The following is a 14,934-nucleotide window of genomic DNA, read 5'->3' on the forward strand; positions in this document are numbered from 1 at the left end:
GGCAAGAAAAAGCTAAGCGTTCGCCTTCGTCACCGCGCGCGCAGCCAGCACCGGAATCAGATGCGCGCGATAGTCGGCGCTCGCGTGCATGTCGGTGTTCAGATCGGCGGCCGAAACCGTCACTGAGCGAGCGGCATCGGGCGTGAAGTTCGCCGACAACGCACTTTCCAGCTCCGGCACACGTAACACCGACGACGCCGCGCCCGTCACCGCCACGCGCACACCGCTCGCAAACTTCGCGACGAACACGCCGACCAGCGCAAAGTGCGAAGCGGGGTTGCGGAATTTCTCGTACGCCGCGCGCTCGGGCACGGGAAACTCCACCGCGACGATCAGTTCGTCGGGCGCCAGCGCCGTTTCATACATGCCGACGAAGAAGTCGCTCGATGCAATGCGCCGTCGATCCGTGACGATGGTCGCGTCCAATCCCACGGCCGCCGCCGGATAACACGCGGCCGGGTCGTTGTTGGCGAGCGAGCCGCCTATGGTGCCGAGCGCGCGCACCTGGCGATCGCCGATGTGCGCGGCGAGATCCGCGAGGCCCGGCAAGACACGCCGAAGTTCAGCGTGATCCGCCACATCGGCGTGACAGACGGCGGCGCCGATCGTCACCGTTTTCGCGTCGACGGTGATCGACTTCAGCGCGGGAATGCGCGTCACGTCGATCAGTTGCGACGGCTGCGCGAGACGCAGCCGCATGGTGGGCAGCAGGCTTTGACCGCCGGCCAGAAACTTCGCGTCACTGTCGGCGGTGAGGCTGGCGGCGGCCGCTTTGGGATCCGTCGCGCGTTGATACTCGAATGAATACATGTCGAATGCTCCGCTCAGGATCTCAATGGGGTTGCTTGGCCGCGTGAATCGCGGACCACACGCGATGCGGCGTCGCCGGCATTTGCAGGTCGGTCACGCCGAGCGGCGCGAGCGCGTCGAGGATCGCGTTGATCACCGCCGGCGGCGAGCCGATCGCGCCCGCTTCGCCGCAGCCTTTTACGCCGAGCGGATTGTGCGTGCACGGCGTGCCCTTCGCGGTTTCGACGGTGAAGTCCGGCAGATCGGACGCATGCGGCATCGCGTAATCCATGTACGAGCCCGACAGCAACTGGCCACTCTCGTTGTCGTACACGCAGCGCTCCAGCATCGCCTGGCCGATGCCCTGAGCGAGCCCGCCATGCACCTGTCCTTCGACGATCATCGGATTGATCACGTTGCCGAAATCGTCTACCGCTGTGAACTGCTGGATCCGGCATACACCCGTTTCCGGATCGACTTCGATCTCGCAGATGTACGCGCCGGATGGATAAGTGAAGTTGGTCGGATCGTAGAACGCGCTTTCTTCGAGGCCCGGTTCGAGCACGTCGAGCGGGTAGTTGTGCGGCACGTAGGCGGCGAGCGAGATGTCGGCGAACGCCTTGGTGCGATCCGTGCCCGCGACGCGGAACACGCCGTCCTTGAACTCGATGTCTTCCGCCGCGGCTTCGAGCAGATGTGCGGCGATCTTCTTCGCCTTGGTTTCGATCTTGTCGAGCGCCTTCATGATCGCCGAGCCACCGACCGCGATTGAACGCGAGCCGTACGTTCCATGCCGAACGGAATGCGGCCAGTGTCGCCGTGGACGATCTCGACGCTCTCCAGCGCGATGCCGAGCCGGTCGGCCACCACTTGCGCGAAGGTCGTCTCGTGTCCCTGCCCGTGGCTATGCGAGCCCGTGAACACGGTGACCGACCCGGTGGGATGCACGCGAATCTGACCGACTTCGAAGAGACCGGCCCGCGCGCCCAACGCGCCCGCTATATTCGACGGCGCGAGACCGCATGCCTCGATGTAGCACGAGTAGCCGAGGCCGCGCAGTTTGCCGTTCTTTTCGGATTCCTGCTTGCGCGCCGCGAAGCCTTTGACATCGGCGAGTTCGAGCGAACGGGCGAGGATGGTTTCGTAGTCGCCGGTGTCGTAAGTGAGGCCGACCGGCGTCGCGTACGGAAACTCGCGGATGAAGTTGCGGCGGCGAATCTCCGCTGGATCGAGTTTCATCTCGCGCGCGGCCGTTTCCACCAGACGCTCAACGACGTAGGTCGCTTCGGGGCGGCCCGCGCCGCGATAGGCATCGACGGGAACGGTGTTGGTGAAGACCGCTTTCACTTCCGCGTAGATCGCGGGCGTGGCGTACTGGCCGGCGAGCAGGGTGGCGTACAGAATGGTCGGCACGCTCGACGCGAACGTCGACAGATACGCGCCCATGTTGGCGGTGGTATGGATGCGCATGCCGAGGAACTTGCCGTCCGCGTCCATGGCCAGTTCGGCTTTGGTCACGTGATCGCGGCCGTGCGCGTCCGAGACGAACGCTTCCGAGCGCTCGGCCGTCCATTTCACCGGACGGCGGATTTTCTTCGACGCCCAGGTCAGCGCGACGTCTTCTGCGTACAGGAAAATCTTCGAACCGAATCCGCCGCCGACGTCCGGCGCAATCACGCGCAGTTTCGATTCCGGCAGCGACAGCACGAACGCGGCCATCAGCAGGCGCTCCACGTGCGGATTCTGATTCGCGACGTAGAGCGTGTAGCTGTCGTCCTGCACCGAGTAGCTCGCGTTGACCGCGCGCGGTTCGATCGCGTTCGGGATCAGGCGGTTGTTGACGATGTCGAGCGTGGTGACGTGCGCGGCTTTGGCGAAGGCGGCGTCGGTGGCCGCTTTGTCGCCGTGGCCCCAGTTGTAGCAGATGTTGTCCGGCACTTCGTCGTGCACGGCGGGCTGGCCGGCGTCGGCTGCGTGCGCGGTGTCCACCACGGCCGGCAGCACGTCGTAATCGACTTCGATCAATTCGGCGGCGTCTTTGGCGGCCTTGATCGAATCCGCGATCACGAGCGCGACCTGGTCGCCGACATGACGCACTTTCGTGTGCGCGATGATTGGATGCGGCGGCTCGTTCATCGGCTTGCCGTCGGTGCTATGGATCAGCCAGCCGCACGGCAGGCCGCCGACGTTGTCCGCCGCCATGTCCGCGCCGGTAAAGATCGCGACTACGCCGGGCGACTGTCTGGCCGCGGCGGTGTCGATGCTGTTGATCTTCGCGTGCGCGTGGGGCGAGCGCAGGAATATCGCGTAGGTTTGCTGGGGCAGGACGATGTCGTCCGTGTACTGGCCGTTGCCGGTGAGGAAACGATAGTCTTCCTTACGTTCGACGGAAGCGCCAATCAGGTGAGTGTCGGGTGCGTTCATCGTCGGCTCCTCAGGCGGTGGCCGGTGCGGTGGCTTGCGCGGCGGCGGTGGCCGTGTCGGCGGACTTCATGCCTTCGGCGCCTTCGAGCACTGCTTTGACGATGTTGTGATAGCCGGTACAGCGGCAAAGATTGCCGTCGAGTTGGGTGCGCACGTCGTCGGCGGTGAGATCCGGTTGACGCTGGACCAGTGAGACCGAGCTCATCACCATGCCGGGCGTGCAGAAGCCGCACTGCAATCCATGGCAGTGTTTGAAGGCCGCCTGCATGGGGTGGAGTGCACCGTCTTTGGCGAGCCCTTCGATGGTGGTGATGTCCGCGCCTTCCGCTTGCACCGCGAGGATGTTGCAGGATTTGATCGCGCGTCCGTTCAGGTGGACTGTGCATGCGCCGCATTGGGCGGTGTCGCAGCCGATGTGCGTACCTGTCAGGCGGAGTTGGTCGCGAAGGAACTGGACTAGCAGGGTGCCAGGGTCGATTGACGCGCTGATTGGCGCGCCGTTCACCGTCAGACTGATGCTGATCGCCATGAAGTTGTCTCCTTGATGGGGTGAGACCGGACCTTTTGCTTTTTCTTTTGTTGCCTGTTTCGCGGGGTCCGATTGGGGGGCTTCGGGTTTTTATAAGGCTGCAGAAAAGTAAAGCACAAATTGGGCTGGGGCGCTATGAGGGGTTTTTTGCGCAGGGCGCTTTTGGGGTTGTCGGTTTCTGATGTTGGCCTTTCCTTGATTTGCTCGTGATCTATTGGCGTTGCCCCTGTGCGGGGCGGCACCTACTTTCTTTGCCTGCCGTGCCGCAAAGAAAGTAGGCAAAGAAAGCGGCTTCACACCGCAAGCATAGAAGTGGGTCCCCTGGCTTGGAGGGGGCAGTGGTGCATCTGGAATCCGTGTTCTCGCACATTCCCCGTCAGTGACACAGCCGTCATGCTTCCCGCCTCGCACGGTGTGCTCGCCGGAACGGTCCGCTTGAGTGGACTCGTTTGTGCGGTGCGGGGGCCGTCGGCTTCGCCTCGGCGATGCGCTGACATGGACGCGTTTGAAGGGACCCCCTCTGCAGCAACCGAAAACGACGGCTTGGGAAATGCGGCGGCGAGAGAGGATCGTGGTTCTAGTATTGCCACTCGCGCGAGACGGGCCGAGACTTGAGAGGAGCATCGGCACGAAAGACGGACCCAGAATTTGGGAAACGCTGCTGTCGTACGAGTCAACGCTGGTTGGATGAATACCGCGACGGCGCGCGAAGCGTCGCCGGAAGAATGAGCGCATTGTCCCGGCGCAAAATGCGCGATGACACAGATTCCAGATGCGCCACTACCGTAGCTGTGCGAGGGACCCGCTTATGAGCTAGCGGTGCGAAGCGGGTTTCTTTGCCTACTTTCTTTGCCGCGGCAAAGAAAGTAGGTGCCGCCCCGCACAGGGGCAACGCTAATACACCGCCGTGACCTCAAGGAAAGGCCAACACAGTAGCGCCCACAACAAAAAAGCCTCGCCACACACTCAAGAAAAATCACTTACTCAACTTGGAATGCCGCCGAGAATAGCCGAAATAAATCACCATCCCAACCAACAACCAGACAACAAAAGCCACCCACGTAACAGCCTGCAGATTAACCATCAAAAACAGACAAGCGGCCACCGCCAAAACCGGCACAACCGGCACCCCAGGACACCGAAACGCCCTCGGCAAATCCGGATGCGTCCTCCGCAAGACCAGCACCGCAATCGACACCATCGAAAACGCGGCCAACGTACCGATATTGATCAACTCAGCCAACACATTCAAAGGCACGAGCGCCCCGATCAACCCAAAGAAAATCCCAACAAGCCAGGTAGTAAAAAACGGCGTAGCAAACCGCGGATGCACCCGCGACAGCCGCTCAGGCAACAAGCCATCCCGCGACATCGCGAAAATCACCCGCGTCTGCCCGTAAGCCATCACCAGAATCACCGTCAGCATGCCCAGCACGGCGCCAAGGTCGATAAACCCCGCGACCCATTTCTCACCTGCCACCTGCAACGCATACGAAACCGGATGCGAAATATTCGCGAACTGCGCCGACGGCACGATGCCGGTCACCACGGCGGCCACCGCCACGTACAACACGGCGCAAACGCCCAATGACGCAATGATCCCGATCGGCAGATCGCGCTTCGGATCCTTCACCTCTTCCGCCGCGGACGATACCGAATCGAATCCGATGAACGCGAAGAACATCACCGCCGCCGCGCCGAACACGCCGTTCCAGCCGTTCGGCATGAACGGATGCCAGTTGGCCGGCGTCACGTGAAACACGCCCACGCCGATCACCAGCAACACCACGACGACCTTGATCGCGACCATGATGTTGTTGATCCGCGCCGACTCGCGCACGCCGACGGACAACAGCGCGGTGATCGCCATCATCACGAGGAAGGCGGGCAGGTTGAAGAGCGTGTCATGACCGGGCAACGCGCCGGGCGCCGCTGTCAGCGCCACCGGCAAGGACACGCCGAAGCCCGACAGCAAGGATTGCAGATAACCCGACCAGCCCACCGATACCGCCGAGGTGGCCAGCCCATACTCGAGCATCAAGTCCCAGCCGATGATCCACGCGGCCAGTTCGCCGAGCGTCGCATACGAATAGGTGTAGATCGACCCGGCGACCGGGATCGTCGAGGCGAATTCGGCGTAGGCGAGCGCGGCAAAACCGCAGGCAATCGCCGCGATCAGAAACGAGATCATCAGCGCCGGACCGGCCTGCACGGCGCCCGTGCCAGTCAGCACAAAAATACCGGTGCCGATAATGGCGCCGACGCCGAGAAATGTCAGATCGAGCGCACCGAGCGCTTTCTTGAGGCCGGCGTTCTGGGCACTCGCGGCGATCATGTGCTCGACGCTTTTCTTGCGAAACAGGGACATTGGCGGGGGTCTCCAGTAGTGCACGCGTGATGCGCGCCGAATGTCGGGAAACCCACAATTTTAACGGATGCATGCCCTTGCACCATTTTGGGACGTGCTTTTTGGCACTGATACGCAGGGCCGAAAATCCCCGGCAGACGTGATTCGGGCGGGGCCTTCGTCCGCCGGACAAGCAATGGCCGCAAAGCTTTCGCTCGATGCGTGGCCAGCCAGGCGGGAATCGCTTTCTTGAAAAGGAGCCTCGGCCAGGGCGAGTCGTTCAGCGACACGGCGAGACAGCGACATACCGACACAGCGCCGCGGCGGCGTCGAGCGGCTGTCAGCCCGCCATCGCCGGATTCAGATCGATGAGCCGGTTGCTCATCACATAGAACGTCAGCTCGGCGTTATTGCGCAGCTTCATTTTCTCGAGCAGCCGCGTACGGTACACGCTGACCGTTTTCACCGACAGCGAGAGCGCCACGGCGATATCCGTCAGCCGCTTGCCCGACGCGAGCATGCACAGCGTCTGATATTCGCGGTCGGAGAGCTTTTCGTGCGGCAACTGTTCGCCGTCGAAGGAAACGTAGTCGGCCAGCGCCTCGGCCATCGCCGGGCTCACGTATTTGCGGCCCGCCGCAACCTGCTTGATCGCGCTGATCATCTGCGCGGCGTCGACGGTTTTCGACAGGTAGCCGGCGGCGCCTGCCTTCAGGGCGCGCACCGCATATTGGTCCTCGCGGTACATGGAGAACATCAGCACGGCCGCGCGCGGCGCCTTGCGCTTCATGCGTTTGAGCACTTCGACGCCGTTCATGTCGGGCAGCGAAATGTCCAGAAGCACCACGTCGTAGGCGTGCCGGGCAGCGGCGTCGAGCGCTTCGGCGCCGCTTTGCGCTTCGGTGACTTCGCGCGCCACGCCGCGGTCGAGCAGCAACTGGCGAACGCCCTGGCGAACCACGGCGTGGTCGTCGGCGAGCAGAATGCGCAGACTCATGATGGCGTACTCACGATTGCAGCGCGTGCCGGGCCGCGCGTGGCGCGTGCGCCAGCATCGCGTCCCAGGCAAAACGCGCGCGAACGAGGGTGCCGCGCGACGCCTTGCCGTTCTCGTTGTTCTCGCCGCGCTCCGAACCGGCGCGCCGGGCGCTCACGCGCAGCGTGCCGTCGAAAGCCGCGCAACGCGCCTGCATGCCGCTCAGGCCGAAATGGCCAAGGCGGCTGCGGGCGTTACGCGTGAGGCCGACGCCGTCGTCGCTGATGATCAGCGTGAGGTGACGGCGGCTGGTTTCGATCCGCACGTCGGCAGATTCGGCGCGCGCGTGCTTGGCAATATTGTTCAGCGCTTCCTGCGCGACGCGGAACACGGCCAGCGTGGCGTCGGCGGGCAGGCGTGTGAGACGCACGTCGGCGGCGCACACAAAGCTCGTGCGCAATTGCGTGCGTGCGGCGAAGTCGCCGGTCCAATGGGCCAGCGCGCCGACAATGCCGGCCTCGAGCGACGGCGCATGCAATTCCGCGACAGCCTGACGGCTGGCCTCGCACACGGCGTCGAGCGACCGGTTCGCCACGGCGAGCGCGGCGGCGCACTGCGGCGGCGCGTCGGCGGGCAACCAGGTTTCGACGCCGGCGAGCGCGAAACGCGTCGCCGTCAGCTCGGCGCCCACGCCGTCGTGCAGTTCACGCGCCACGTGCCGGCAAGCGGCTTCCTGCGCCTGAACCAGCTCGGCCGAGAGTTCGCGCACCCGGGCGCGCAGCCGCGCCAGTTCCCGATCGGCGGGCGAAGTCAGCGCAACCGGCTCGGCAGAGGCGCACACGTCGAATCCGTCACGTGCTGGTGACGAAGCAAGAGAGGCGGTGAACGGGACGACAGTCGACGTATCCATGACTTTCCCTGTCAGGAAGCGCTGTGGACAGCGAAGCGGGTGCGCATTAGCGGCGCGAAGACGAAAGAACGCATGTGGGTCTCTAGCCTCCGGGTGCAGGCCGTCGCACTTAGGGCGCAACGGACGAATCGCTACAGTGTGACGTAACGAAATTTACATTCAGTAACATGGCGGATGGGCCAAGGCAGGCGAGTCGATTCGACTGATGATGCGCCGCGATGATATCTCATTAAAAGAAAAAATGCAGGCGCACCAAGGGTTAGCGCCTACATTTCACGCAATGGTTGATGAATTGCAACGCCCGATTTGTAGGAAGAATACCGACACCGAATGTCAGTCTGGCGACGCCAAATTGTAACTGGGCAAAAAAAAGGAGCCCGAAGGCTCCTTTTGCTGATTTCGCGGCAGAGTGGGCCGCGAAGATCCGAACGTGACTCAGCCGACGAAGGCCTTCTCGACCACGTAGTGACCCGGCGAGTTGTTGCTGCCTTCCTGGAAGCCTGCGTCGTCGAGCAGCTTGCGCGTGTCGCGCAGCATGTGCGGGCTGCCGCAGAGCATGACGCGGTCGTTTTCAAGCGAGAACCCGGGCACGCCGAGGTCGGCGAACAGCTTTTCGGTTTCGATCAGTTCGGTGATACGGCCGCGGTTCTGGAACGGTTCGCGCGTGACAGTCGGGTAGTACAGCAGCTTTTCCTGAACCAGCTCGCCCAGATGCTCGTGCGCCGGCAAGTGATCCGTGATGTATTCCTTGTACGCCAGCTCGTCGACGAAACGGCAGGTGTGCGTGAGCACGACGCGCTCGTAGCGCTCATAAATGTCCGGATCCTTGATGATCGACATGAACGGCGCGAGGCCCGTGCCGGTGGACAACAGCCACAGCGTCTTGCCCGGCAGCAGGTTGTCGGCCATCAGGGTGCCGACCGGCTTCTTGCCGATCAGGACTTCGTCGCCGACTTTCAGATGCTGCAAACGCGACGTGAGCGGGCCGTCCTGCACCTTGATGCTCAGGAATTCGAGGTGCTCTTCGTAGTTCGCGCTCGCGAGGCTGTAGGCGCGGATCAGCGGCTTGCCGTCGACTTCGAGGCCCACCATCGTGAACTGGCCGTTTTCGAAACGGAACCCCGGGTCGCGCGTGCAGGTGAAGCTGAAAAGCGTATCGGTCCAGTGATGGACGCTCAGGACGGTTTGTGAATTCAGGTTGCTCATGGCTTCTTGGATAGTGCGAAAACAAGGGCGGCCAGTCGTTTTGAGCCGGCCGGCACGGCAAGGGCGATGCTGCGCTAACCCATAAGGGAATCACGCGCAATCCGCTATTTTACCGCGCCCGCTGCCTGGGGGCTGCGGCGCGGCGGTTGAGCGTGGTGATGCGGGTTACCGGACCTGGAAGCGTCGGCGCCGGCTGTCTTTGCGATCGGCGCCGCGAAATACGTTGGCGTGGTGCGGCTACGCGCTTCAGCAGGGGTGCGGCGATGGGCGAATGCCGCGCAGGGCGGCTGCCATCGGTTGTCCGGGATGCGCCGGGTAGGCGCGCCGCGCGGGCAACATTTTCAGGATCATACCGAAACCCGCCATGCGCTGCAGCATTGACCCTGCTGATAAAACTGGCAAAAGCGTGACAAACGGTGAGGAAAAGGATCGTGGCGGGACGCGCGACGGGTGCGAGACGAGGTTTTTGCCGGGTTGGCTTTGACCGTGCCGAGTTGGTACACAAAAGCGGATTTGCGGCTGTCCGGTACGCCGCAATACTAGGTGGGGTAAGGATTCGGCTGTGTGCCGGTTTAATTACTCCCAGACACGGGAAGTGCAGCAACGAAACAGCGCTGCACTCCAAGCCGTCACACCGCCGTTTCAAATGGATCAGCCAACCCGCGCGCAATTCGCGCCAATCACGCCGGAGCCGCGACCCGTTTTTTCCCGCGCTGCTTCAACACGCGAGCCTGCAACACGATCACCAGCAGCAGGAACACGCCGCGAATCACCGACTGCCAGTACGCCGACAAGCTGATGAACCCCAGCCCGTTCTCGAAGTTCAGCAGGTTGAACACCAGTCCGAGCAGCAGCACGCCGGCAATCGTCATCGCGATCGAGCCTTCACCGCCGGTGAGCAACGTTCCGCCGAGCACGACCGCCGAGATCGCGAACAACTCCCAGCCGACACCTTCGTTAGGTTGTCCCGCGCCGAACTGCGCGGCGAGGATCACGCCCGCCATACCGGCGAGCAGGCCGCTTACCGCATAAGCCATCACGAGAGTGCGGTCGACGTTCAGGCCCATCAGTCGCGCGGCTTCCTCGCTGCCGCCGATCGCCAGCGAGTGCCGACCGAAGCGCGTACTGCGCAGCGCAAGCCAGCCGGCCACCGCCGCCACCACGGCGACGATGCCCGGAATCGGCAGTCCAAACAGATCGCCCTGGCCGAAGTTGCCGAAGTTCGACTCGGCGGCAATCGACACCGCATCGTTCTTGCCCAGCAGCAGCGCGACGCCGTGCGCGCCGAGGCTGGTCGCGAGCGTGACGATAAACGGCAGGATTTTCAGGCGCGTAATGATCAGTCCGTTGAGCACGCCGACCGCGAGCCCCGCGCCGCATCCCGCCAATACGGCGACCCAACCGCCGTACACGCTGGTCAGCGCGGCGACAACGCTCGCTAGCGCCGCCACCGTACCCACCGACAGGTCGATGCCGCCCGTGATGATCACGAACGCCATGCCGACCGAGATGAGCGCGAACATCGAGTTGTAGCGCCAGAACGACGTGATGTTGTACGCCGAGCCGAAATGCTCGTAGCGCACGAGGCCGAATACGACGAGCGCGGCCAGCGCGAGCAGGATAGGAAGATTCTTTTTCATCGCATCGAGTCCGGAGTTTTCTCTGAGGCGCGTGAGTTAGCGAGACTTAGCGCGAACGCCGCTGCACATAAACCGCCGCGACGATGATGCCGGCCTTCACCACCAGCGCCGCCGCGTCGGGAATGCCGTGCGCGAGCAGCGTGTAGCGCAGCAACTGGATGATCAGCGCGCCGATCAGCGTGCCGCCGATATACGCCTTACCGCCCGTCAGCGCCGTGCCGCCAACGGCGACCGCGGCGATCGCATCGAGCTCGACGCCGAGCCCGACCACGTTCGCATCCGAGGACGAATTCACGGAGATCGAGATCAGCCCTGCGAGTCCCGCGAGCGCCGCACAGAGCGTGTAGGCGATCAGCTTCACGGTGGCCGTCGGCACGCCGCACAGATAGGCCGCTTTTTCGTTGCCGCCGGTGATCAGCAGATACTGGCCGAACAGCGTCTTGCGCACGACCCACGCGAACAGGACGACCAGCGCCAGCATCAGCAGCACCTGAAACGGCACGCCCGCGACCTTGCCAAGCGCGATCCACTGGAAGGCGGGCGTGTTGAACGCTTGCAGACTGCCGTCGGTGACCACTTGCGCGATGCCGCGTCCGGCGATGAACAGCACCAGCGTCGCGACAATCGGCTGGACGGATAACCTCGTCACCAGCAAGCCGTTGAACACGCCGCATAGCGCGGCGGCCAGCACCGGCAGCACGAACGCGAGCGCGATGCCGGCGGGGCCGGCAATGTTAAGAAACAGCATCGGCGCCAGCGCGCCGGAGATCGCCATCGACGCGCCCACGGACAAATCGATGCCACCGGTCGCGACCACCAGCGTCATGCCGATGCCGACGATCACGATCGTCACCACCTGCGTCATGTTGACGTTGAATGTTTGCAGCGACCAGAAGTGCGGCGTGAAGATCAGGTTGAACAGCACCATCGCGAGCAGCACGATCACTTCGCGCTGCATGGCGAGCTGGCGCCATTTACGCACCGTCGTTGCCGCGGTGGCAGGCGGCGCAGCCTTAGTTTGCTGGGCGGTTTCGCCGACGCGCGGCTCGGTATGCAGCGATTCGGTGTGCAACTTAAGCGCCATGACGGTCGCCCTCCAACGCGTCTTCGATGTGTGCGGCGTTTGCCGTTTGCGCGGCTTCGGCCAGTTGCGAATGGCCGTCGCTGCCGTAGGCGATGGCGTCCATGATCGAGGTCTCGCTCATGTCGGCGCCGTTCAGTTCGGCAACCGTGCGGCCGTCGCGAATCACCACCGCGCGATCGGCTACGGCCGTCAGCTCTTCCAGTTCGGAGGCGGACAGCAGCACGGCGAGGCCCGCGTCGCGCAACTCGCGCACGATCTTCGCCACATCCGCTTTGGCGCCGACGTCGATGCCGCGCGTCGGTTCGTCGAGCAGCAGCAGGGAAGGCTCGGCGGCCAGCCAGCGCGCCAGCAGAACCTTCTGCTGATTGCCGCCCGACAGTTCGCGGATCGGCTGATCGGCGGAACGCAGCTTGATGCCGAGCGACGCAATGAAGCGATCGACGATCGCCTGCTGCTTCTTCACGTCGACCACGCCGTTCTTCGCCAGCGTGCGCAGACAGACGAGCGTGAGGTTGTCGCGCACCGAGAGTTCGGGGACGATGCCTTCGGCCTTGCGGTCTTCGGTGAGATAAGCGAGACCGCGCGAGATCGCGTCCTGCGGCGACTTCAACGTCACTGTCTCGCCACCGATCGACAGCGAGCCTTGCTCCAGCGGATCGGCGCCGAACATCAGCCGCATGGTTTCCGTGCGGCCCGAGCCGAGCAGGCCCGCGAGGCCGACTGCTTCTCCGGCGTGAACTTCGAGCGAGACGTCGCTCACCTTCGGGTGCGCGCTCAGTTGCGTGGCGGCGATCATCTGCTTGCCGCGCCGCGCGAGGTTCGCTTCGCGCGCCTCGGCGTCGTCCTGCACAACGGCGGCGAGCTGGCGGCCGAGCATCGTCGTGACGAGTTGCAGTTTGTCCATTTCCGCCATCGTGCTTTGCGCGACCGTCTGGCCGTCGCGCATCACGGTGACGCGGTCGCACAGCGCGTACAGTTCATCGAGCCGGTGCGATACGAAAATCACCGCGCGGCCGTCGTCGCGCAGCTTGCGCACTACAGTGAACAGCAACTCCACTTCGCGTTCATCGAGCGATGATGTGGACTCGTCCATGATGACCATCTTCGCGTCCGACGACACCGCGCGCGCCAGCGCCACCATCTGCTGGATCGCGGTCGAATAGCGGCCAACGGGCTTCTTCACATCGATCTGCAAACCGAACGATTCGAGCAGCGCGGCGGCGCGTTGCTGCACCGCGCGCCAGTCGATCAAGCCGAAGCGGCGCGGCTCACGGCCAAGGAAAATGTTCTCCGCCACCGAGCGGAACGGCACCAGATTGATCTCCTGATAGATCGTGCTGATGCCGGCTTCGCGCGCCTGCTTGGGCGTGCGGAAATCGACTTCGCGTCCTTCAAAGCGCACGCTGCCCGAACCGCGCCGATACGCGCCGGTCAGGATCTTGATCATGGTCGACTTGCCCGCGCCGTTCTGGCCGATCAGCGCATGCACTTCGCCGGCGGCGACGCTCAGATTGGCGCTGCGCAACGCGGGTACGCCGCCGAAGCTGATGCCGATGTCCTGCATCTCGAGCAGCGGCGAACGGCTAAGGGGGGAGTGTGGCGTCTCTTTGCCGGATTCCGTCACGGGTGTCCTCCTGATGCTGCTGCTTGATTTGCTGCGTGCGCGCCATGCGCTGCACGTGCGAGCCAGTGTGGCCCTTCGTTCGGGCTCTGATGCAGGCGGTGTCGTCGAACCATGTTACGCCGCATAAAAGCGAAGCGACGGTTCGTGCTGCCACGAACGCGTCGCTCCGAACCCTTCCCGTCGCCCGCCCCCCGAGGAGACAGATTCGGGGCGGGGACGTCCTGCAAGGCAATCCCCGATCCCGATGTCTCAAGCAGGACTTGCTTCGAGGCGGGGGACTTCCTTCTTCGGGGCGCGGCCGGAGCGGGTGAACGCTCCGCTACGGCACAGCGCTCAAACTTCAAAACTGCGCGTACAGCGGCGATTCGCGATCAATAGCCGTACTGCATGTTCTGCTGCACGTTGCTCTTGTCGTAGAACTTGTCGGACACCTTGACCCACGTCGGGATCTTTTCACCCTTCGCGTAACGCTGTGCGACGTCGCACGCGAGCGGGCCGAAGAACGGGCTCGACTGCACGCTCGCGCCGAGTTCGCCGGCCGCGATCGCGTCCATGCCGCCCTTGGTGCCGTCGATCGTGACGAGCTGGATGTCCTTGCCCGGCTGCTTGCCGGCAGCCTTGATCGCGGCGATCGCGCCGAGCGCCATTTCGTCGTTGTGCGCGTAGACGGCGGTCACGTCCGGATGCGCCTGCAGCAGCGTTTCCATCACCTGGCGACCCTTGTCGCGCGCGAAGTCGCCGCTTTGCGACGCGATGATCGTCATGCCCGGATTCTTCGCGATGATTTCGTCGAAGCCCTTCTTGCGATCGTTCGCGGCCGACGCGCCGGTGGTGCCTTCGAGTTCGATGATCTTCGCCTTGCCGCCCGTCGCCTTGACGAGCCAGTCAGCGGCGCGATGGCCCTGATCGATGAAGTCCGAGCCGATGAAGGTGATGTAGTCGCGGCCCGCCTTGGCGACCGATTGATCGACGTCGCGGTCGACCAGGATCACCGGAATGCCGGCCTTTTTAGCTTGCAGCACGACCGGTGCAAGCGGCTTTTCTTCACGCGGCGGGAACACCAGCAGATCGACGTGCTGCGCGATCATGTTCTGGATGTCCGATACCTGCTTGGAGTTCGAACTGTTGGCGTCGGTCATGACCAACTGCCAGCCGCACTTCGCGGCAATGTCCTTGAAGCTCTTGGTTTCCGCCAGACGCCACGGATTGTTGCTTTCGGTCTGCGCGAAGCCGACCTTCAGCGGAGTCTTGCTGGCCAACTTCGGCAGCGCGTCGTCGGCGTGCGCGGTGGCGATGCCGAAACCGATTGCCAGAGCCAGCAGCGAACCCGCCAGCGGACGAATCTGCTGCTTGCGCACGTGTCTGCGCGACTGCGTGTTGAGCGACGCCATGTCTTCCTCCAGTA

Annotated in this window: 10 protein-coding genes and 1 pseudogene; all 11 read right to left on the reverse strand. The window is 63.6% G+C overall.

What is annotated here, in order from left to right:
• Positions 1–12: 12 nt before the first annotated feature.
• The 11 genes and pseudogenes from PQR54_RS02040 to PQR54_RS02090 all read right to left on the reverse strand — a co-directional run bounded on the left by PQR54_RS02040 (position 13) and on the right by PQR54_RS02090 (position 14,920).
• Entirely contained in the window at positions 13–810 is a 798-nt protein-coding gene (locus PQR54_RS02040; protein WP_408243860.1) for an FAD binding domain-containing protein, read from the reverse strand.
• Positions 811–832: 22 nt separating this feature from the next.
• Positions 833–3,213: pseudogene (locus PQR54_RS02045) on the reverse strand (xanthine dehydrogenase family protein molybdopterin-binding subunit).
• A gap of 10 nt (positions 3,214–3,223) precedes the next feature.
• Entirely contained in the window at positions 3,224–3,742 is a 519-nt protein-coding gene (locus PQR54_RS02050; protein WP_408243861.1) for a (2Fe-2S)-binding protein, read from the reverse strand.
• 976 nt (positions 3,743–4,718) lie between these two features.
• Positions 4,719–6,110, reverse strand: a complete 1,392-nt coding sequence (gene bcaP, locus PQR54_RS02055; protein WP_408243862.1) for a branched-chain amino acid transporter BcaP — start codon at positions 6,108–6,110, stop codon at positions 4,719–4,721.
• 319 nt (positions 6,111–6,429) lie between these two features.
• Positions 6,430–7,086, reverse strand: a complete 657-nt coding sequence (gene rqpR / locus PQR54_RS02060) for a response regulator transcription factor RqpR (RefSeq protein ID WP_012431442.1) — start codon at positions 7,084–7,086, stop codon at positions 6,430–6,432.
• A 10-nt stretch (positions 7,087–7,096) separates the two neighbouring features.
• Positions 7,097–7,975 (reverse strand): sensor histidine kinase, encoded by an 879-nt coding sequence (locus PQR54_RS02065; protein ID WP_408243863.1) that lies wholly within the window; start codon positions 7,973–7,975, stop codon positions 7,097–7,099.
• Between the two features lie 435 nt (positions 7,976–8,410).
• Entirely contained in the window at positions 8,411–9,181 is a 771-nt protein-coding gene (locus tag PQR54_RS02070) for a ferredoxin--NADP reductase (RefSeq protein WP_012431444.1), read from the reverse strand.
• A 680-nt stretch (positions 9,182–9,861) separates the two neighbouring features.
• Positions 9,862–10,821: an ABC transporter permease gene (locus PQR54_RS02075; RefSeq protein ID WP_408243864.1), complete on the reverse strand. Its 960-nt coding sequence runs from the start codon at positions 10,819–10,821 to the stop codon at positions 9,862–9,864.
• A gap of 46 nt (positions 10,822–10,867) precedes the next feature.
• Entirely contained in the window at positions 10,868–11,905 is a 1,038-nt protein-coding gene (locus PQR54_RS02080; protein ID WP_408243865.1) for an ABC transporter permease, read from the reverse strand.
• Positions 11,895–13,469, reverse strand: coding sequence for a sugar ABC transporter ATP-binding protein (locus PQR54_RS02085; RefSeq protein WP_408244239.1), 1,575 nt, complete (start codon positions 13,467–13,469; stop codon positions 11,895–11,897). The genes PQR54_RS02080 and PQR54_RS02085 overlap by 11 nt, the downstream gene beginning before the upstream one ends.
• Before the next feature lie 431 nt (positions 13,470–13,900).
• Entirely contained in the window at positions 13,901–14,920 is a 1,020-nt protein-coding gene (locus PQR54_RS02090; RefSeq protein ID WP_408243866.1) for an ABC transporter substrate-binding protein, read from the reverse strand.
• Positions 14,921–14,934: the final 14 nt, after the last annotated feature.

This window comes from Paraburkholderia phytofirmans (assembly GCF_046028095.1).
GTDB lineage: Bacteria > Pseudomonadota > Gammaproteobacteria > Burkholderiales > Burkholderiaceae > Paraburkholderia > Paraburkholderia phytofirmans_A.